16 protein-coding genes and 1 pseudogene are annotated in these 20,090 nt (G+C 47.5%); 4 read left to right on the forward strand and 13 right to left on the reverse strand.

All coding sequences use genetic code 11. The features are described from left to right. Position 1: 1 nt before the first annotated feature. From DW800_RS01395 to DW800_RS01420, 6 genes and pseudogenes are all read right to left on the reverse strand, one after another. Positions 2 to 1,372: a TIGR00341 family protein gene (locus tag DW800_RS01395; RefSeq protein WP_005826112.1), complete on the reverse strand. Its 1,371-nt coding sequence runs from the start codon at positions 1,370 to 1,372 to the stop codon at positions 2 to 4. Between the two features lie 52 nt (positions 1,373 to 1,424). Further along, positions 1,425 to 2,057, reverse strand: a pseudogene (dinD, locus tag DW800_RS01400) (DNA damage-inducible protein D); the annotation flags it as partial. A 180-nt stretch (positions 2,058 to 2,237) separates the two neighbouring features. Next, positions 2,238 to 3,680, reverse strand: a complete 1,443-nt coding sequence (locus DW800_RS01405) for a lipopolysaccharide biosynthesis protein (RefSeq protein WP_035447585.1) — start codon at positions 3,678 to 3,680, stop codon at positions 2,238 to 2,240. Between the two features lie 42 nt (positions 3,681 to 3,722). Further along, positions 3,723 to 4,760, reverse strand: a complete 1,038-nt coding sequence (gene ruvB / locus DW800_RS01410; RefSeq protein ID WP_034525480.1) for a Holliday junction branch migration DNA helicase RuvB — start codon at positions 4,758 to 4,760, stop codon at positions 3,723 to 3,725. Between the two features lie 51 nt (positions 4,761 to 4,811). Further along, positions 4,812 to 5,480, reverse strand: a complete 669-nt coding sequence (locus tag DW800_RS01415; RefSeq protein ID WP_016272130.1) for a DUF4276 family protein — start codon at positions 5,478 to 5,480, stop codon at positions 4,812 to 4,814. A gap of 1 nt (position 5,481) precedes the next feature. Further along, positions 5,482 to 6,867: an AAA family ATPase gene (locus DW800_RS01420; protein WP_016272131.1), complete on the reverse strand. Its 1,386-nt coding sequence runs from the start codon at positions 6,865 to 6,867 to the stop codon at positions 5,482 to 5,484. 299 nt (positions 6,868 to 7,166) lie between these two features. Here DW800_RS01420 and DW800_RS01425 point away from each other — a divergent pair, with 299 nt between their 5' ends. Next, positions 7,167 to 7,601, forward strand: coding sequence for a DUF6078 family protein (locus DW800_RS01425; protein WP_119957709.1), 435 nt, complete (start codon positions 7,167 to 7,169; stop codon positions 7,599 to 7,601). Positions 7,602 to 7,779: 178 nt separating this feature from the next. Here DW800_RS01425 and DW800_RS01430 read toward each other — a convergent pair whose 3' ends face one another. After that, positions 7,780 to 8,547, reverse strand: a complete 768-nt coding sequence (locus tag DW800_RS01430) for a DNA alkylation repair protein (protein ID WP_119957710.1) — start codon at positions 8,545 to 8,547, stop codon at positions 7,780 to 7,782. Positions 8,548 to 8,678: 131 nt separating this feature from the next. On the opposite strand from DW800_RS01430, the gene DW800_RS01435 reads away from it, so the two are divergent. Genes DW800_RS01435 through ybeY form a run of 3 tightly spaced genes read left to right on the forward strand, consistent with a single transcriptional unit; the run spans position 8,679 to position 11,415 of the window. After that, entirely contained in the window at positions 8,679 to 9,683 is a 1,005-nt protein-coding gene (locus tag DW800_RS01435) for a M28 family metallopeptidase (RefSeq protein ID WP_005833906.1), read from the forward strand. Positions 9,684 to 9,708: 25 nt separating this feature from the next. Beyond that, positions 9,709 to 10,941, forward strand: a complete 1,233-nt coding sequence (locus DW800_RS01440; RefSeq protein ID WP_119957711.1) for a nucleoside recognition domain-containing protein — start codon at positions 9,709 to 9,711, stop codon at positions 10,939 to 10,941. Between the two features lie 60 nt (positions 10,942 to 11,001). After that, complete coding sequence (gene ybeY / locus DW800_RS01445; RefSeq protein ID WP_005826129.1) at positions 11,002 to 11,415, forward strand: rRNA maturation RNase YbeY; 414 nt, start codon at positions 11,002 to 11,004, stop codon at positions 11,413 to 11,415. Positions 11,416 to 11,487: 72 nt separating this feature from the next. On the opposite strand, the gene DW800_RS01450 is transcribed toward ybeY, so the two are convergent. The 6 genes from DW800_RS01450 to DW800_RS01475 all read right to left on the reverse strand — a co-directional run bounded on the left by DW800_RS01450 (position 11,488) and on the right by DW800_RS01475 (position 20,077). After that, positions 11,488 to 12,027: a hypothetical protein gene (locus tag DW800_RS01450; protein WP_118931075.1), complete on the reverse strand. Its 540-nt coding sequence runs from the start codon at positions 12,025 to 12,027 to the stop codon at positions 11,488 to 11,490. A 90-nt stretch (positions 12,028 to 12,117) separates the two neighbouring features. Continuing rightward, a complete protein-coding gene (locus DW800_RS01455; protein ID WP_117720922.1) occupies positions 12,118 to 13,254 on the reverse strand; it encodes an aldose epimerase family protein in 1,137 nt (378 codons plus the stop codon). A gap of 29 nt (positions 13,255 to 13,283) precedes the next feature. Then, positions 13,284 to 15,314, reverse strand: coding sequence for a hypothetical protein (locus tag DW800_RS01460; RefSeq protein WP_119957712.1), 2,031 nt, complete (start codon positions 15,312 to 15,314; stop codon positions 13,284 to 13,286). Positions 15,315 to 15,347: 33 nt separating this feature from the next. After that, positions 15,348 to 18,074 carry a glycoside hydrolase family 78 protein gene (locus tag DW800_RS01465; RefSeq protein WP_119957713.1) on the reverse strand — a complete coding sequence of 909 codons (2,727 nt, stop codon included), beginning with the start codon at positions 18,072 to 18,074 and terminating at the stop codon, positions 15,348 to 15,350. Positions 18,075 to 18,079: 5 nt separating this feature from the next. Next, on the reverse strand, positions 18,080 to 19,087 hold the full coding sequence (locus DW800_RS01470) for a family 43 glycosylhydrolase (protein WP_118274287.1): 1,008 nt from the start codon (positions 19,085 to 19,087) through the stop codon (positions 18,080 to 18,082). Between the two features lie 27 nt (positions 19,088 to 19,114). Next, positions 19,115 to 20,077: a glycoside hydrolase family 43 protein gene (locus tag DW800_RS01475; protein WP_207814315.1), complete on the reverse strand. Its 963-nt coding sequence runs from the start codon at positions 20,075 to 20,077 to the stop codon at positions 19,115 to 19,117. Positions 20,078 to 20,090: the final 13 nt, after the last annotated feature.

Raw genomic sequence — 20,090 nt, forward strand, 5'->3', positions numbered from 1 at the left:
ATTATTCAGTAATCAGCCTCAATTGCTTGGCACCCGTACGCGCCTTGAGCCACTCCGCAATCTTTTCCTTCTCGTGCGCACCCGGATGCTTGCCGAATTTCAAGACGGCAAGGGTCACAGTATCCACCCGTACAGAATCTACCGCCAGTTCAATCGCATGAGATATTGATACAGTCTTTACCGACGGGTAGAGCACTTTCAGTTCCGGGATAATCTTCTTGCCCAATTCATCGAAGGTTTTGTATCTTTCCAAATTCTGCTCCAGTGTGGCAATCTTCTGTTTCTGTTCCACCAGACGCTGCTCGCTGTTCTTGTAGAAGTCTTCCATCACCATGGCACGGATGGAAGAAATATCCACCGCTTCATTGTTCATACCTTGGAGGACTATCAGCTTGGTATTGTCCAGCTTATAGTCTTTCATCTTGCTGCGGGCAATGGCGATGGAAGCTTCGGGCACCTCCTGCCCAATCAGCACGACACGTATTTCGTGGCCCTTGCCCTCGTGATGGATTTTCTTGTCCAGCACCTGCGTATTCTCAAAGGAGAGCTGCTCGTTGACAAAACGGTTGGCAGCACTCTCAAAGAAGGTATCCTGGACGATACCTACCGTCAGATAGACAGCGGGACACATGGTCAGGATAGCAATCAGGACGATATATTTACGTACTTTCTTCTCCCGGTTCTTATCCACAAACTCCTTGCGCTGGAAGTGCATCACGCGCACGCCCAGGAAAGTGGCAAGACTGATAAACACGGAATTGATGAAATAAAGATAGAATGCACCGAGGAAATAAATCAAGTTACCCGTTGCCAGCCCGTAGCCTGCCGTACAGAGAGGCGGCATCAAAGCCGTAGCAATGGCAACACCCGGAATCACATTTCCTTTCTCTTTGGTAGAGAGCGCCGTCACACCTGCCAAGCCACCCATCAAGGCGATGAATACGTCATAAATGGTGGGTGACGTACGTGCCAGCAATTCCGACTGCCCCTCGGCAACGGGACTCACCAGAAAGAAAATGGTAGCAGTGGTCACACTGAACAAGGTAGTTATCAAGAAGCTCTTCAAAGACCGCTTCATCAATTCAAAATCATTCAACCCCACAGAAAGCCCCACGCCCATGATAGGCCCCATCAGCGGCGAGATGAGCATGGCACCGATAATCACGGCTGTGGAGTTTACATTCAATCCCAACGAGGCCATGAATATGGCGAATATCAGAATCCAAAGATTGGCTCCTTTGAATTCCACTCCCTTACGGATGGAATCTACAGTTTCCAGTTCATTGTCCTTGTCTTTGCGCAAATCAAGATAGTCTTTCAGAAAAGTCTTGATAGCGAAGGTATTTCTGTTGTCGGTCGTCTTTTCTTCCATTATCAATTATCAGTTTTCAATTTTCTCTCAATGAAACGCCTCGTAAAACACTGCTGGTCATCTCGGCAGCAAAGTCCTTTGCCTTAATGCCAAGAGTTGGCAAGAAATCTGCCAAAGCACGTTTTTCCGGTGCCCCAAGTTTACGTTTAAGCATAGCAGTGTTCATGCGAAAAAGAGCTTGGTCGCCCTTACTACGTATGATTCCGAACCCCTTGTCATCCACACCACGCTCGTAAAGAACACCAAAGAGGCGTTTCTCTGTCTCTGCCAACTTATGGCGAGCCTGGACACGGTCGTAGTCAAGAAGTCGTTGCTCTATTACCTCTGCCACACGTGTTTGTACAGCAAAGTAATTTTGGGCAAAAGCAATCTCCGACTTACGAGGGTCACCATTTTGTGCCACGAGGTAGCAGGCATAGCGAGTGAGCATAAAGTCTTCAATGTCCTTTGATGCACCTTTAGGCATAAGTATCGTTTTACTGATGCCGGTAAAATGATTACTCGTCTCTACACCAGCGTTTTGGCAAGCCTCCTTAGCTTTTCCTAAAACATTCTCAAACGTTTGCCATTTGGCATAGCCCAGAATGGGATATAATTCGCGAGCACTCCAGCACTCCACGCCTTCGTATTCACACGCAATGGATTCGAATCTTGCGAGGAGATTCTGAATTGCTTCTGATTTAATCATACTTGATTCTGAATTTATTGTTTGCTCTTCTGCACAATCCTTGATTTCAAAACAATCTTTATGCGATTGATTTTTCTGTCCATTGTGTCACTTCAGTTTTAATAACAGTACAAAAGTAATGCTTTTCTTGACAAAACTGTTAAATACGCAATGTTTATCAAGCTAACTTCTCTAACCTCACTTCACCAGCCTACCAATGAACGGAATCTGCCTCAACGGCAAGTCGCACTTCACGATATAGGCCACAAAGAGCAGCAACAAAACGGTACGGTACGCCATACGCAGGTAAATATTTTCTATCGGGACATATTCGGCAGCCAGATAGAGTACTGCCGCAAGCAGCACATAACTACCGATAGCCTTCAGGTCATACTGAATGGGATACTTCTTCTGCCCTACGAAATAGGACAGAAGCATGGCGATACCATAGCCACAGAATCCTGCCCAGGCACAAGCCATATAACTGTATCGGGGAATCAGAAGTATGTTCATCACTACCAGCACCGTGCAACCTATCAAGGAGAAGTAGGCTCCCCAACGCGTTTCGTCAATCAGCTTGTACCAGAAGGAAAGATTGAAATAGATACCCATAAAGATTTCGGCAGCCATCACGATAGGCACTACCCGCAATCCCGGCCAGTAATCAGGGCCGATGATATAGCGCAAAATATCCAGATAGAACATGACAGCCAGGAATGCCAGCAGTGTAAAGATGATGAAAAACTTCATGGCCTGCGCATATACCTGCTTATTGTCTTTGTCCCGGCTCTTTCCGAAGACAAAAGGCTCGTATGCATAGCGGAAAGCTTGTGTAAGCATCGCCATCACCATAGCAATTTTGCTGGCAGCTCCATAAATGCCCAACTGCACAGTAGCTTCCGCCTCATCCGGATAGACAAAAGGAAAAATAATCTTATCGGCCACCTGATTCAAGATACCCGCCAAGCCAAGTACCAGTAACGGCAGACTGTAAGCAAGCATCCGCTTCAACAGTTTTTTATCCAGCACATAAGCAAACCCGCGTAACTCCGGAATCATGCAAAGCATAATGGTAGAGGTGCATATCAGATTGAAAAGGAAGGCATAGCCCACGTCATCCCCTTTCATCCCTACATAATAGACCAGATTCAGTGCTATATTCAAGAAGATGAACAGCAATTTGAGTGCCGCAAACTTAATGGGACGCTTTTTGTAGCGCAAATAAGCGAAAGGAATGCTTTGAATAGCATCCATCGCCACCACAATCATCATCATGCCCACGTACCAGGGATGCTCACTGTACTCCATCCATCCGGCAATAGGGTCGAGAAACAGCAGCCCCAATGCAAGGAAAGTAAGCGCCCCCATACTCACACTGAGTAATGTCGTGGAGTACACACGCATCGGGTCATCCTCCCCTTTATTGGCAAAGCGGAAGAAACCGGTTTCCATGCCGCACGTCAATAATACCAGCATGAGGGCCACCCACGCATATACATTCGTCACTACGCCATAGCCGCCACTCTGTGCGGACATCGCCATGGTATATACGGGCACCAGTAGGTAATTGAGGAAACGCCCCACAATACTGCTCAGCCCATAAATGGCAGTTTCTTTTGCCAATGATTTTAATCCGGCCACTTCTTTTTAATGATTAATGGTTAGTGATTAATGATTAATGAATCACTCGTCGCCAAACAAGGTACGCTGGCTACTATAGAGACTCCGCCCCAAATGCTTGTAGGCAAGCTCCGTCACCTCACGCCCACGGGGGGTACGTTTCAGGAAACCCTCTTTTATCAAGAACGGTTCATAGACTTCCTCTATCGTGCCGGCATCTTCGCCCAAAGCGGTGGCAATGGTGGTCAGTCCCACCGGGCCGCCTTTGAACTTGTCAATGATGGTGCAGAGTATCTTATTATCTATCTCATCCAGACCGTATTTGTCGATATTCAGGGCTTCGAGGGCAAACTGTGCGATTTCCGTATCGATACTCCCCGAACCTTTCACTTGGGCAAAATCGCGTACACGCCGCAGCAATGCATTGGCAATACGCGGTGTGCCACGGCTGCGGCTCGCAATCTCGGCGGCAGCCCTTACGGAGCAAGGCACATCGAGGATGCCGGACGAACGACGGATAATGCCGCTCAGCACATCATCATCGTAATATTCCAGATGCAGGTTGATACCGAAACGGGCACGCAACGGAGCTGTCAACAGACCGCTACGCGTGGTAGCTCCCACCAGCGTGAAAGGATTCAAATCAATCTGTATGCTTCGGGCAGAAGGGCCTTTGTCTATCATGATGTCTATGCGGTAGTCCTCCATGGCTGAGTACAGATATTCCTCCACTACGGGGCTCAACCGGTGTATTTCGTCGATGAAAAGCACATCATTGGGCTCCAGACTGGTAAGCACTCCCGCCAAATCCCCCGGCTTATCGAGTACCGGACCGGAAGTTATCTTGAAACCTACGCCCAGTTCGTTGGCTATGATATTGCTGAGTGTCGTTTTTCCCAATCCGGGAGGGCCGTGAAGCAGCACATGGTCTAGCGCCTCGCCACGCAGGCGGGCAGCTTTCACAAATATGCGCAGATTGTCCACCACCTTGTCCTGCCCGCTGAAATCCTCAAAATTCAACGGACGGAGAGCGTTCTCGAAATCACGTTCTCGGCTGGTGACGGGCTGCTGGTTGCGTATATCAAAATCTTCTTGTTCCATACTATCTATCATGTTCCAAACACTGCTTTATTTCCTATTGATTTTTCCACATTACCGTAACAATCCCAACTGTCTGTAGGCTTCTCTGACCTCATCCACAAATTGCCTATATGAAGGAAGCAGATGCAACTTTTCCAATTCCAACCTCGCACCAATGGAAGCATATAGTTCACTAATATCCAAATCCTTCCTATGCCTACGTGTCGTAGTCCGATTAGATTTACCTATGGCTTGTATAATGGTAGCCTTAGGATCAAGATAAAGTTCCGGCATACGATTTATACCCAATTCTTCATCCGACATCCTTGTACCCATTTCCTCTTTTAATAGTTCTTTGTCAGCAAGCATCCATGCTTCTACCATCCTCACTGGAACAATAGGAATCAGACTCTTGCAAATCTCCCCTTTCTTATCAGACAAGAACTCTTTGGCCGGATTTATCTTTTCAGCATAGGCTCTTTTAGTATCCTTACTATCAGCATCTGTATGGACACAAAGTATATCCATACCCATCTCTTCCATTCCTCGACGTGAAGCTTTCTCTACATATTCATTAAAACTAAGTCGCACTTTTTCCACAGTCAAGCATTTCACGTATGGTTCTAAATCATTCTCGCATTCAAAAGCCACATCAATAAAAGTCCTTTCCACCACACTCTGCAAGAAACGTACATCCGTAGGGCCTTCCGTGATTAATCCAATAAATAATTGTCTAGCCATATTACCACTCCTTTAGGGTATTTTCTAAGTACTCCTTAATCATTTGCAAAGAAAGCTTTCGTTCTTGCTCAGAGAAATTGATAGTCAATTGCCCTTCTTTAGGAACTTGTATAATTTTCGAAACATCGAGTTTCACCTTATTGCCCGATGGCAAAGAAAGCACTCTTGATTTCATCTCCGCAAAATGGATGGAAACATTCAAATCATCTTCCCATTTCTGAATTTCACCGACAAAAACGGTAGAATGCGTATTCACAATCACTTGTCTTAAAGGTAGATCATGGTCTTCAAAGTTAGTGGTCAAATCCTTCAATAATTTCGCCATTGATTTTATCCTAAATGGGTGAATGCCATTCTCCGGTTCTTCAAAACAAAGCAAACCGGAGTATTTCATATCGTGTTGCAGGATGCAAAGCGTAAGCAATCGCAACGTACCCTCGGACAACACGCGGGAAGAGTATTTCTTTCCGTCCACATTCTTCAGATAAATGATATACTGCTTGTTTTCTGTATCATCTTCTACAAAGACCTGGGTATAGTTGGGAATAAAACTATTTAATTCACGAGATATCTCTACCAATGAATATTTATCTTCCTGCTGAATCCTAAATAATGCTGCAGCCAGGTTTTTCCCAGAAACACCAATGACATCTTCTCCCGTCCTCTTACTTGTGGGTTGACGTAAATCCTCCGGGTTCAACTGTAAGAAACGCCAACTGATCATTTCCTGCTTCACGGCCAGAATATGGCGGAAATCAACAGAATCAATGCTGCTCAATACCGTACGCGTAGCATTTCTCAGGGGAAAACTTCGCTTGTTACCTCCACCACCATCTTGAGGAACAAATACCGTAGGCAATTCATTTTGCTCTTGTGTATAGATATAAGGTTGACCACGTTTCCCTGTAATTACTTTAGGTCTCCAAAATTCTATTTGTTCTTTAGGCAAAAGTTTTATCCATTTGTCTTCTTGATGTTTCAATGTAGCCAAATGTTCATAAACAACTTCTAAATCATCAATACCACTGGAGTTTACAAAGCGATGTATTTTTAGTTCATAACGCAACCTCGTATATTTCAATCTTGCAGTAGCTCCCCAAGCATCAGTCACTTCACGATTTACCAGCACTTCCACACAAAACTCCATTTCATCGGCATAAGCATGTTCATCATACTGAGTGAATAGTTCAAACAAATCACCTCTTTGCCCTTCTCTGAATGCTGTATGTATTTTGTCCACTTCAGCCAAGCGTGACAACAGATTCAATGCATCAAACAAGTTACTCTTCCCAGCAGCATTTGTTCCTGCAACAATGGTCAAAGGGGTAAACTCCATTTCAAAATTATGAAATGACTTAAAACCATTTATTTTAAGATAAGTAATCATAGGGATATTCCTTTTGTTTCCTGCAAAATAACGAATTTATTTTGAGATAGCACTCATCCCCTTTCTTTTTTCACATAAGTAAAAGGCGTATGACATACCTGGTACGCTCCATACAACGGAATATTATGCTGCCCGGAGGCAAATTACAGAAAAAACGATAGAAGTAGCAAGATATATACTTGAAATATATTTGCAGGCTCACACTTTCTTCCTACATTTGTGCAGAATAACCAGCCATTTACTGACAGCAAGCCGAATCTCCCCCCTGCTGAAAGCACAATGCATAGAACACGCTACTTATGAAAGAAGAAATATCCTTTACCCAAGTCCCCTTCGACTACCCCTTATGCCTCAACGGGCAATGCCCCAAGGCTGCCACCTGCCTCCGCCAGCTCGCCATGCAGAGCATGCCTACCGAAAAGGATTACTGGAAAATCATCAGCCCCAAACGCCTTGCCACCGTCAAAGGGGAATGCCCCTTCTACCGCTCCAGTCAGAAGGCGCGCTACGCCAAAGGCTTCATGAACATGCTGAACAGCCTACCCTACAACAAGCGGGGAATCGCCATCGCCAACCTGATAGCCGGCTTCGGCCAACGCACCTACTACCGCGCCCGCAAAGGCGAACGCCTGCTGCTCCCCGAAGAGCAGGAATCCGTACTGAACGTCTTCAGACATCTGGATGCCGGCATGGCTACAGAATTTGATAGTTACGCAGAAGGCTACCTTTGGTAACACACTGACCATCAGAGACTAATTTTGCCAACTCTTTGCCTCACCTTTGGCAAAACTTTGCCATGCCTATGGCAAAAGTTTGCCAACGCGGTGGCAAGGTCTTGCCAATAAGGTGGCAAAAACTTGTCAACTTGTTGGCAAGAAGAGCAAAATACAGTTTCACGATTTTCATTCCCCATCAGCGCTTCATAAACTCCTTGCGCTCCTCCTCCGGGAACTTCTCTATCGCATAACGCAACATCGTTCGCGGCATCGTCCTGCAATGCTTCTCCAAGAATTGCACCAGCAAGTCCTTGTCCCGCTTACCCATCTCCCGGAGCATCCATCCTACCGCCTTTTGCATCAAGTCATGCTTATGATGGAGCAGCCGTTCCGAAAGGGCTAATATATCGATGAAATCACCATTTTTGATAAGTGTATAGGTAGATACCACGGCAATGCGCTGGTTCCAAAGCAGCGGACTATCCGCCAGCCGGTAGAGGTCTTTGCGAGGTTTGTCTTTCAGATATTCGCCCACAATGCCGGGGGCAGACAAATCGACCAAATCCCAATTATTGATACGGCCCGTTTGCGAAAGGTAAAAGTCATAAATCTCCTTTTTCCCCTTTTCATCGCTCTTTTTGAACCGCTCCACCAACATCAGCAAGGCACAAAGGCGACACTCGTGCCATTCACTCTGAAGCAAGGCTGCCATTACCCCAAAAGGTTCGTGCTTGTGCTGCTTTGCCACCTGCCGGGTGTTGGGTACCACCACTCCCAGAAACTTATCCCCCTCGCCATACTGCCCCTTTCCGGTCTTGAAGAAACGGGGAAGATACTCCCTTTTCACCGGGTCGATATACGCCTCCAATTCCTGCTGAATCTGTACCGAGATGCACGCCACTTCTTCTGCCGAAAGCACACGTTCGCACAAGACGGTTTCCACTGCTTCATTCTTCTTTTTCATCCTTCTCTCATTTGATTTACACGGATTTGAATTCATCCACCAATGGACAAAAATACAACATTTATATAGAAACTATGGAAAGTTATCTTTAATTTTGCAACCGGTATGTCCAATCCTTAAAACCGTACGACATGTATAAAGCTGTTTTGGGAGCAATCTGCTGCCTTTCTTTCGCACTATCCTTACATGCACAATCTCCACAAGAAAAGGGGTTGCAAAGCATCAGCCGCACTTCGGCCAAGGCTATTGTCGGCTTTCTGGCCGACGATGAGCTGCAAGGACGCGAAGCAGGCATGCACGGTTCACGACTGGCTGCCCGCTATCTGGCATCCTGCCTGAAAGAAGCCGGCATTGCCCCGCTGGAAAAGGACAATTATTACCAACCCTTCAAGGCTTACAACAAGGAACGCCAACAACGGGGACGGTGGCAAGTGCATCCCGACTCCATCGCCATCCTTAAACAAGGCGTCCACCGCATCCTGCAGATGAGTAATGTATTGGGAACCATCCCGGGAGAACGACCAGATGAATATGTCATCGTAGGTGCCCACTTCGACCATTTGGGTGTGGACGAGACGCTGGCAAACGACCGGATATACAACGGTGCAGACGACAATGCCTCCGGTGTCTCTGCCGTCCTGCAGATAGCCCGTGCATTTCTTGCCACCGGACAGAAGCCTCTGCGCACGGTCATCTTTGCCTTTTGGGATGGGGAAGAAAAGGGATTGCTCGGCTCAAAATACTTTGTACAAAGCTGTCCTTTCATCAGCCAGGTGAAAGGTTATCTCAATTTCGACATGATAGGCCGTAACAATAAGCCCGAGCAGCCTCAACACGTTGTCTACTTCTACACCGCCGCCCACCCCGTATTCGGCGACTGGCTGAAGCAGGACATTGCACGCTACAGCTTGCGCCTGCAACCGGACTACCGCGCCTGGGACCGCCCCACGGGAGGAAGTGACAATGCTTCTTTTGCCCTGTGCAACATCCCCATCATCTGGTACCACACAGACGGACATCCCGATTATCACCAGCCTTCGGACCACACCGACCGGCTGAACTGGGAAAAAATGATAGAAATAACCAAAGCAGCTTTCCTCAACGCCTGGAATCTTGCCAACGAAAACAAATATTAATCCACTAGAAACAAAGTAACGATACATGGTTTTAAATTACATCTGGGTAGCTTTCTTCGTCATCGCATTCATCGTAGCCCTCTGCAAACTCATTTTTATGGGTGATGTGGAGATATTCACAGAACTCGTCAACTCCACCTTCTCCTCTTCCAAAACAGCTTTTGAAATATCCCTGGGACTGACAGGAATACTCGCCCTCTGGCTCGGCGTGATGAAAATAGGCGAAAACAGTGGTATGATCAATGCCCTCTCCCGTTGGTTGAGTCCGGTATTCTGCCGCCTCTTCCCCGAAATACCGAAAGGACATCCTGCCATGGGTTCCATATTCATGAATCTCTCTGCCAACATGCTGGGGCTGGACAATGCCGCTACTCCGATGGGACTGAAAGCCATGAAGGAACTTCAGGAGCTGAACCCGAAAAAGGATACCGCCACCAATCCGATGGTCATGTTCCTTGTCCTCAACACTTCGGGACTGATACTTATCCCCGTCAGCATCATGATGTATCGCTCGCAGATGGGTGCCGCCCAACCCACGGACATCTTTATCCCCACACTGATAACGACTGCCATCTCGACCATTGTCGGTGTCATTGCCGTCAGCATTGCACAACGCATCAACCTGCTGAACAAGCCCATACTTATCCTGATTGGCTGCATCAGTCTTTTCTTTGCCGCGCTCATTTATCTGTTCACACAGATTAGCCGTGATGAAATGGGTGTATATTCCACTTTGATTGCCAACATACTGCTGTTCTCCATCATCCTGCTGTTCATCCTCTGGGGGCTATGGAAGAAAATCAATGTATACGATGCCTTTATAGAAGGAGCCAAAGAAGGCTTTACCACTGCCGTACGCATTATCCCTTATCTGGTTGCTTTTCTCGTTGGAATCGCCGTTTTCCGCACTTCCGGCGCCATGGATATACTGGTGAACGGTATCGGTTATGTAGTAGGACTATTCGGTGTAGATACCAGCTTTGTAGGTGCCCTACCCACTGCCCTGATGAAGTCACTGAGCGGCAGCGGTGCCAACGGACTGATGATTGACACCATGAAACAGTATGGCGCCGATTCATTTGTAGGACGCATGAGTTGCGTGGCACGTGGCGCTTCGGACACCACATTCTATATTCTTGCTGTGTATTTCGGCAGCGTAGGTATCACCAAAACGAGGAATGCCGTGACGTGTGGGCTGATTGCCGATTTTTCCGGCATCATTGCAGCGATTATTATCAGTTATATGTTCTTCTTCTAAAGAAACTGTCTTAATCACAGGAATGTAATTTCAATCGTAAATCGTAAAATTGTAAATAAAATGATTAGTTATCAGACAGACGGCGTGGAAATGCCATCCATCAAGAAGCGTGAAACCACGGAATGGATAAAATCCGTAGCCGCCACTTACGGAAAAAGAGTCGGTGAAATCGCCTATATCTTCTGCTCGGACGAGAAAATACTCGAAGTGAACCGCCAATATCTGCAACACGATTATTACACAGATATCATCACTTTCGACTACTGTGAAGGCAACCGCCTTAGCGGTGACCTCTTCATCAGCCTCGATACCGTACGCACCAATGCGGAACAGTTCGCCGATAACAACTACGAACGCGAACTGTACCGGGTCATCATCCACGGCATCCTCCACCTTTGCGGCATCAATGACAAAGGGCCGGGAGAACGGGAGATTATGGAGGAGGCGGAGAATAAGGCGCTGGCGATGCGGTAATTCCAAAGAATAAAAACTCTGTCTTGATAAAGTGCTGATTTTACCAAGACAGAGTATTCCAAGAAAAACAAGTTACTTTGCCAACACAGCGATAACTAACGGTTGTTGATATTTGTCTGTTCCTGATTCGATGCGGGCATCCACACCATCTATAGTTACTCTAATAAGTTCAACACTGCCATAACCATCATTGTACTTCCAATGGGAAATAATGGAATGTTCCTCTCCGTCACCAAAGATATAGGGACAAACAAACGTACGCCTCAATACTTCAGTCTTCTTGTCATATTTATATCCATCCCATAGTGCATCAAAGATTGCCAAAGTAAAAAGTCCGTCCCTGCTTTCCACATAGATACAGTCCGGTCCGGTAAAGTCATCTTTAGAATCGGGTTCTACCAATTTATAGGAGTAATCTTTCTCTCTCAAAGCAGGCTTACCATTTCTTCCAAGACCGGTTTGCATTCCCTCAATCAAATCATTGCCATTTTCATCGACAAATGCTAAATTGTATCCATAATGAATAGGAGGATAAGAGTCTTCCTCACTTTTGCAACCCATGAAAATCAAAGGGAATAAAGTAGCCAATAAAAAAACACTAAAGTGTCTCATTGTATATTATATTTTAGATTCACAAAAAAGGCCATACAATAAGAGGGTATCAAAACGGTTGATAGCACACAGATGACACATCCCCTATATTTATTTCTTCACCGAGAAGCGATAAATGCAATGACTGTCATACTTCTCTCCCGGCTTCAGCAATGCAGAAGGCCATTCCGGCTTGTTGGGCGTATCGGGATACTTTTGAGTCTCCAGACAGACAGAAGCACGATGACCGTACACAATACCTTTCTTTCCGGTCAGTGTGCCATCCAGGAAGTTACCGGCATAAATCTGAATGCCCGGTTCGTTGGTATAGACATCAAGCACAATACCCGTTGAGGGAGATTCGAGGGTGGCACACGGGCGGGTGACATCGCCCTTCGTATTGAGTACCCAGTTGTGGTCATAGCCCTTGCCGTTCTTCAACTGCTCAAAGTCATTGTCGATACGGGCGCCAACAGCAGTAGGAGTGCGGAAATCCATATCCGTACCTTCTACGGAAACAATCTCACCGGTAGTCATGAAGGTACTGTCCACGGGGGTATAAGCATCTGCATCGATAGTGAGCAGATAATCCGAATTGGACTTGGAGGGGTCACCGTCCAGGTTAAAGTAAGAATGGTTCGTCATATTGACAACAGTGGTACGGTCTGTTTCGGCACTGTAACGAATGTCGATGGCATCGTCATCTGTCAGCGAGAAAGTGACCTTGCAGGTCAGGTTACCCGGGAAGCCCTCCTCTCCGTCTTTCGACAGATAAGTCAGTTCCAAAACCTGATTACTCAACTGGCGGGCATCGAACACTTGATATTGGTATCCCTTGGGACCTCCATGCAGGCAATGACCGTAATTGTTGCGCGGCAGCTGATACTCTACCCCATCCACTGTAATCTTACCCTGGTTGATACGGTTGGCATAACGTCCGATGGTAGCGCCGAAATCCGAAGGGAACTTGATGTAGTCCTGAATGGAATCGAAGCCCAGCACCACATCACGCATAACGCCATCCTTGTCCGGCACCATCACTGATACAATACGTCCACCGAAATTCGTAATACAAACTTCCATACCATTCTTATTCTCCAAAACAAACAAGTCTGTCTGCTTGCCATCCACTTCCGTACGGAAGTTCGCAGGTTCCAGTCCAGAAGCAGTCTTTTCACTCGCCTGTTTGCCCGTGCAAGCCGATGCCAATAGCATCACGCTTGCCAACAAAGTCATCATCTTATTCATAAATACAATATTGGTTACTGTTTAGACTATCATTTTTTCAACAAGAACTGCTCCGCACGTCCCGGAGTGAACAACTCCCACAAAGAAGCAACCGTCCAGCCCGGAGCGAAGATATTGTTGTAATATCCCTTTCCGTTACGTCCGTAATCCCAATTGGTATGCTGCACCACTTCCGGGTAATAGCCTACTTTGGCAATGCCACACATGTGCCCTTCATACGGCAGTAACTGGCGCATGGAAGTGGATATCACCTCGGCAAAGTCAGAGAAGCGCGGCTCGTTGTACTCTTTGGAGAGCCAATGCAGCACATCGGCAAATTCGAAGATAAATACATCGATATGGTTATTCTCTACCGACACATTTCCCCAACCACGGGTTTTCAAGCCGATATCTCCCAGCATCTGACCTTCGGCAAAAGGAACATCCCAAGTATAATACCATGACAAGGCAAAATAAGCGGCTTTCTTTGCCAGACCGGCATAGTGTGCACGCTCTTCTCCTTTGGTAACCAAAGCCAGGTAATAAGCAGCCGTAGCAGCATACAAGGAGGCTTCCTTGTCCTCGCAGTTGGCATCCAGCGTAGAAGAGAAATAATCGGCTTTGGATATCAGTTCCTTCTCCAGATAGTCTACCGTACGCTTGGCGCTTGCCAGATAACGCTTGTCTTTGAAATACTTGGACGCCATCACCAAAGGCAATGTTGCCGAAGGCGTGCTACCACCGCTGGCATCCACGACAGAGAAATCATCCTTGAACTTGCGCGGGAAGCTGCCGTCCTCGTTCTGCAACTTGAGGAAGCTGTCCAGCATGCCCTTGATGCGTTTCTCCCATTCGGGGTGTTTACGCTTCTGCTGTTTCTCGTAGTTCAAATAGTTCAAGATGGCATACACTCCCTCGGACTGACGGCGGATGCTATGTCTGGTTTCCTTGAAGCCGCGGTTGTAGTGTACCACTTCGTTGAAGAAACCGGCAGGCGAAAAACCATTTTGGAGATAAGTGTCAAAGATATGGTTGGCATTATCCACCAGGTCTTGGCGATTCTGCTGTTTGCCATACTCCAAAGCATTGAAAGCGTTCAGCAACGTACGTCCCACAAAGCCCACTTCGGCAACATCGGTATTGGCACAAGTAGCAGTCTCCAACTCTACACCGGAGTAATAATGAGTGGGGGTATTGCTGACATAGCTTTCCACAAAGAAGTTGCTCATCACCTCCTTCATGCGGTCTACCGTGTAAGGTGTGTCAACCGGTTTCGGGCGGTTAGTGTCATAACAATACTCCCAGGTGCGCTGTACGCATTCCGAGAAATCGGCAGCATTCCTTTCGGACACCTCCCAAGTCATGGAGATGCTGTCGCCCTTACGCAGCAACTGGAAAGCCTCAACGGCAGGAGCCAGCGTCAATTTGCGGATATATGTCTTCGGTGCTTCCTTATAGGGGAAACCGTATGCCAAGACAGTCATACCATCCACATTGCAGAAACCGGTATATCCGATGGAAGTCTCGCCGGACAAGATTACCTCTCCCTCCTTATGAGTGGTCAAAGCTTCCTTGTCGAACTTGTCAATACGGATAACCGACATGGACGTACCGCTTGCCGGATTGAAAGCTGCCGTCAGCGGAGTGCTCAAACGGTCCTCACGCACCAGCCAACTGTCCGATGTGTGGAAAGAAGGAGCTTCCTTCGGCGAACGCAGGTTGCGGCGATACCAGAAGCCCGGCATGTAGAACTGGCAGTCCGAATGCTTGTAACCGGTCTTTATCTGTTCCCCGTAGTTGAAATACACATTTTCCAGCGCCTTGAGTGTGACGGTAATGCGCTGTTTGCCATCCTTGTCCACCACCTGGCGGATGATGTCCAACGGTAACTTTTCCGAAGCCCGGCAGCTGTACATACCATCCTGCATCTTCTGCAAGGCCAGCGGATATTGCTTGGCATCATTCCCCGGCACTTTCAAGGAAATAGAAGCAGAGATGTCTTCCGGAGCAGCATTTGCCGCTCCGGCACCCGTAATGCCCACCAAAAGCATTACCCCCAAAAACAATCTTTTTAGTCTCATAGCTACATCTGTTTTATTGTTGTTAGAAAAATATCATTCAGACATGAATACATACTTGCCGGAGCCCAATTCGACTACCAGCTTACCGTCAGCCTCCTCCACGGAATGAATCCCCGCCTGACCGGCATCTACCTGTACATGGAAGTCAAGCGGCAGCTTGACCGTAGCGGTTGTATTGGCAGGAATCTCAACGTTCCACTCCAGCTTATTGCCATCACGTTTCCAGGAACTTCCTATTCTGCCATAAGGCGATACATGCGAAGCATTCACATAATTCAGTTTTTCCGGGAATACCGGTTCCATCAGAATCTGCTTGAACCCGACGGAAGCGGGAGTATTCTTTATGCCGGCAAGATCCTCATAGAACCATATCAGCAGATCTCCCAAAAGCATCACATGGTTTCTTGAATTCATCGCCGGATTTGCCGTGTCACCATTCCATAATTCCCAAATGGTGGTTGCACCCTTCTTAATCATGTAGCCCCATGAGGGATAAGTGTCATTGGTCACTATCTTATAGGCAAGTTCCAGTCCACCGTACTCGGTAAGTCCGCGCATCAGATGCTGGATGCCAAGCACACCGGCACTGACATGTCCCTTACAGTCTTTTTCCGTCTTCTCCACGACATTGGCAAATACTTTATCTTCATATCCGTCGGGAACCAGGCCCAGTCTAAGGGAAAGCAGGTTTGCCGTCACCGTATTGTTGTCATATTGTGCAGTCTCAGTATTGAAGAATTTCTTGTTATAAGCGTCCTTGACCTTAATGGCAAGTGCTGCATACTCTTCAGCATCTGCCGGAAGTCCGTTCATTTGCGCGAACTTCTCCATCAGTTGCAGAATGCTGTAAAACACCGTTGTACTCAGCACTTCGCCGTTCGTCTTCCGGGCAGGGTCCTCCGAATGAATCAGCTCCGGCGACTCGGGAGGCATGCACCAATCCCCGTATTCATCCTTCACCAGAATATAGTCCTTCATTTTGGTCTCCGTCATGTGGTTTACCCAGCGCTTCATGGACGGATAGCGTTCTTTGATGGAGCTATCATCGCCAAACTGGCGGTAAAGCATGTCGGCTACGTAAAAATAGGCAGCCGGCCAAGTCACGTCATCATGGAAGATGGTCCAGTAACGGGGAGATACCACAGAGATACTTCCATTTTCATTCATGGACTCTTCTATATCCACCAGCCACTTCTTATACATCAAGGCATTGCCGAAAATGAAACTTTCACCATAGGCACCAGTAGTGCGGTCGCCCAGCCATCCAAGACGTTCATCACGCTGGGGGCAGTCGGTAGGCATACCGCGATAGTTTCCACGGATTCCCCAATAGGCATTCTTGTGAAGTCTGTTAATCAACTCCTCGGAAGTCTCGAACGTACCGTTCGTTGCCATTTCATCATACACCACCTTACCGGTGAAATCATCCGTTGCCGGTTCATAGTCCAAACCGGATATTTCCATAAAACGGAAACCATGGTAAACAAACAACGGTTCCCAAACAAACTCACCGTCAGCGGCAGGAGTATAAATATCCGTGACAAGGGCACTGCGCAGGTTGTCAAGATACAGTTCCGTACCATTGTCCTTCAGCACTTCGGCAAAACGCATAGTAATGGGCTTGTCTTTCTTGCCACGCAGTTTCACCTGCTGTATTCCTACCATATTCTGCCCCATATCCACGATATATCTTCCATCACCTACCGATTTAACGGATATTGGCTTTATCTCCTCCATCACCTTCAGACTCGGAGAGAGCTGTGCCACAAGTTTTCCTTTGGGAGCCTCCATCCGTTCGGCCAACTGCCATCCGGAATCATTATAGCCGCTTTCCGTCCATTTACCCAATTCCAAGCGGGCATCGTAATGTTCACCGTCAAATTCGTTGTTCGCAGTTATAGGACCGTGGTTCGTCGCTTTCCAGGAATCATCGCTGACTACCGACACCGTCTCACCATTGTCGTACTCTATATTCAACTGCGCCATGAGACGGGGCAAACCAAAACCTACCATCCCATTGGCGCGCATGGAAAGATAGCGGCCGTTGCCCAGAGCCACGCCTATCGCATTGGTACCGGACTTCAACAAGGGGGTGACATCATAAGTTAGGTAAGATACAGAAGCATCGTACCAGGTAGGCAAAGGACCGAATACATCATTTCCAATCCTCTCGCCATTCATATAGCATACGGAAGAGCCTACTCCCGAAACATAAAGGACTGCACGCTTCGGCTGTGACGGCAAATCAAACTCCTTCCGCAGATAACGTGCCGGAAGGATGGTCCGCTCACCGTCCAGTTTCAAGTTTGTACTGTCGTTCAGTCCAATCCAGCCGGCTTTCCAGTCCGAACTGTCCAGCAAAGCCATTGACCAATATTGGATACTACTTTGCGCCTTGTCACCGGTATTTGTCCATACAGTGACACGCCACCAATATTTCTGTCCCGACTCCAAAGGCGCCCCTGCGTACTTCACCAGCACCGATTGGCCAGACTCCACACGACCGCTGTTCCATACCAGCCCGGAGCCGGCCTGCAAGCCCTTTTCCGAGTCCGCCACTTCAATCTGATAAGCAGTCTGCATCACATCCTGCTTGTCGGTTACTAGTTGCCATGAGAAACGGGGAGCCGATACAGCCACTCCTTCGGGATTCTTCCGCATTTCAACAGTGGTTTCCTCCACTTTCAAGGAACTGCCACCCGATACTTGACAGCCCATCATCAATAAGGCCAACAAGGAGATTAAAATAGATTTCTTCATACTTGTCAGAATTTCGGTTTCTCCGCTTCCGTGGATGCAACGGAGCCTTCTACCGTCGGCCATCCGTCTTCCCAGCTAATCTTATCCAACATCAATACACGGCCTTCAGGCTTCTTTGTGCTCACCGCATGATAGAAGAACCAGTCATTGCCGGCATTGTCCGTCACAATCTCCGAATTATGACCGGTACCCACAAAGGAATTGCTTTTCTGAATCAGCACTTCGTGCTTGTTATCCATCATGCTACCGCCATTCTTGTCGACATAGGGGCCGAAAAGATTATCTGAACGGCCTACAACAGTAGTGTAAGTACTCTTCAATCCCTCACAACAACTTCCTATGGAAGCAAAGAAGTAGTAATGCCCGTCCTTCTTGTGAATATAGGTACCTTCGTAAGCGGTTCCTGCCACTTGCTGCGGTGTGGCGCCGTCCTTCAGAGAGAGTCCGTCATCAGACAGTTCAATCGCATAGATTCCTCGAAAACTGCCCCAGAAAAGATATTTCTTCCCTCCATCCTCTATATAGAAAGGGTCGATGGAGTTCTGTACATTGATTTCATTGCTGCGGAACATCTTTCCGTGGTCCGTAAAAGGTCCCTCAGGCTTATCGGCAGTAGCACAACCGATGCCGCAAGTTAACTCGCCTCCCCAAACAGACATAGAATAATAGAGCACGTATTTATCACCTATCTTGTTGATGTCCGGCGCCCACAAACCGCCGTTCGGCTCAAAATCAGGCCGCGTACGGTCGGTAAAGGCAGTACCTACATACTCCCAATCCACCAGGTTCCTGGAACGGTAAATCGGCAGATTGCGTATGTCCTCGGTGGCATACAAATAGTAGTATCCATCATCTCCCTCAATGACAGAAGGGTCTGGCAAACTATAATCTATCACCGGATTGCGATAGACATTCTTCGGCTGTTGTTCTTCCGGTTTATCCTCTTTTGTAGCCGATGACGAGGAACAGGCTATCAGACTGCATAACACTGATAATACAAGAAACTTCTTCATACAATGTATTCTTTTCATTCTTTCATTTTACTTTTCGGGTGATGTACTGCCCAATACCTGCGGACGGACAAGAGTGCCGCCGATGGAAACCGTTCCCTGGTCGGAAATGGCAAAATCCTTGATATACGAAGTGCGCGGCTGTACTTTCGTGGAATCCCAATGTGCATGGAAAATGTATTTCCAGCTACCGTCCTTACAGCAGAAGGGTGCTCCATGACCGGTACCCATCAAGCCGTCGGCATGTTGCAGAATCGGATTTCCCTCGTATTTCTTCCACGGTCCCATCGGGCTGTTCGAAGTCGCGTAACCCACTCCGTAGTTCTTGCTTTCAAAGTGATTGGCTGAATAAACCAGGTAGTAGACACCCTCTTTCTTCAAAATTGAAGGACCTTCGGCCACCTTAGCAGGCTTGTCCTGCGAAAGTTCCCAAGGCTCTCCCACCTTAATGCACTCTGTCAGCGTCTCCTGCTTAATGCCGGTCAAATCATCGTTCATCTCTGCCACCCAAATAACGTTGCCATCTGTAAAACGCACGAAATAAAGGTAAGGCGTACCGTCATCATCAATGAATAGAGAGGTATCGATACTCTTCTCATCCCATATCGGCTGCTTCACTTCCTGACGGAACGGGCCTTGGGGAACATCTGCCGTTGCCACACAGATATGCTCCTCGGTGGAATAAAACAAGTAGAATTTATTTTTAGACTTGATATAGTACACCTCCGGTGCCCAAAATCCCCACGTACCGTAGGAATTGGCAGCCGACAGTGCCTGCCCCTCACGCGTCCAGTTTTTCAAGTCGTCGGAAGAGAAGCAGGCAAAGCCCTCTCCTTCCACCGTACCGCCGGTGCCGTAGGCATAATACTTGCCTTCGTAAAGCATTACGTAAGGGTCGGCAATGGGCAGATGGTCGGACTCTACAACCAGCTTTTCCTTGCACCCTGCAAAACAAAGACAAAGCAATAGCAGCAATATATAATTCTTCTTCATGTTTATATCTTAT

This window comes from Bacteroides sp. AM32-11AC, from assembly GCF_003603515.1.
Classification (GTDB): Bacteria; Bacteroidota; Bacteroidia; order Bacteroidales; family Bacteroidaceae; genus Bacteroides; species Bacteroides uniformis.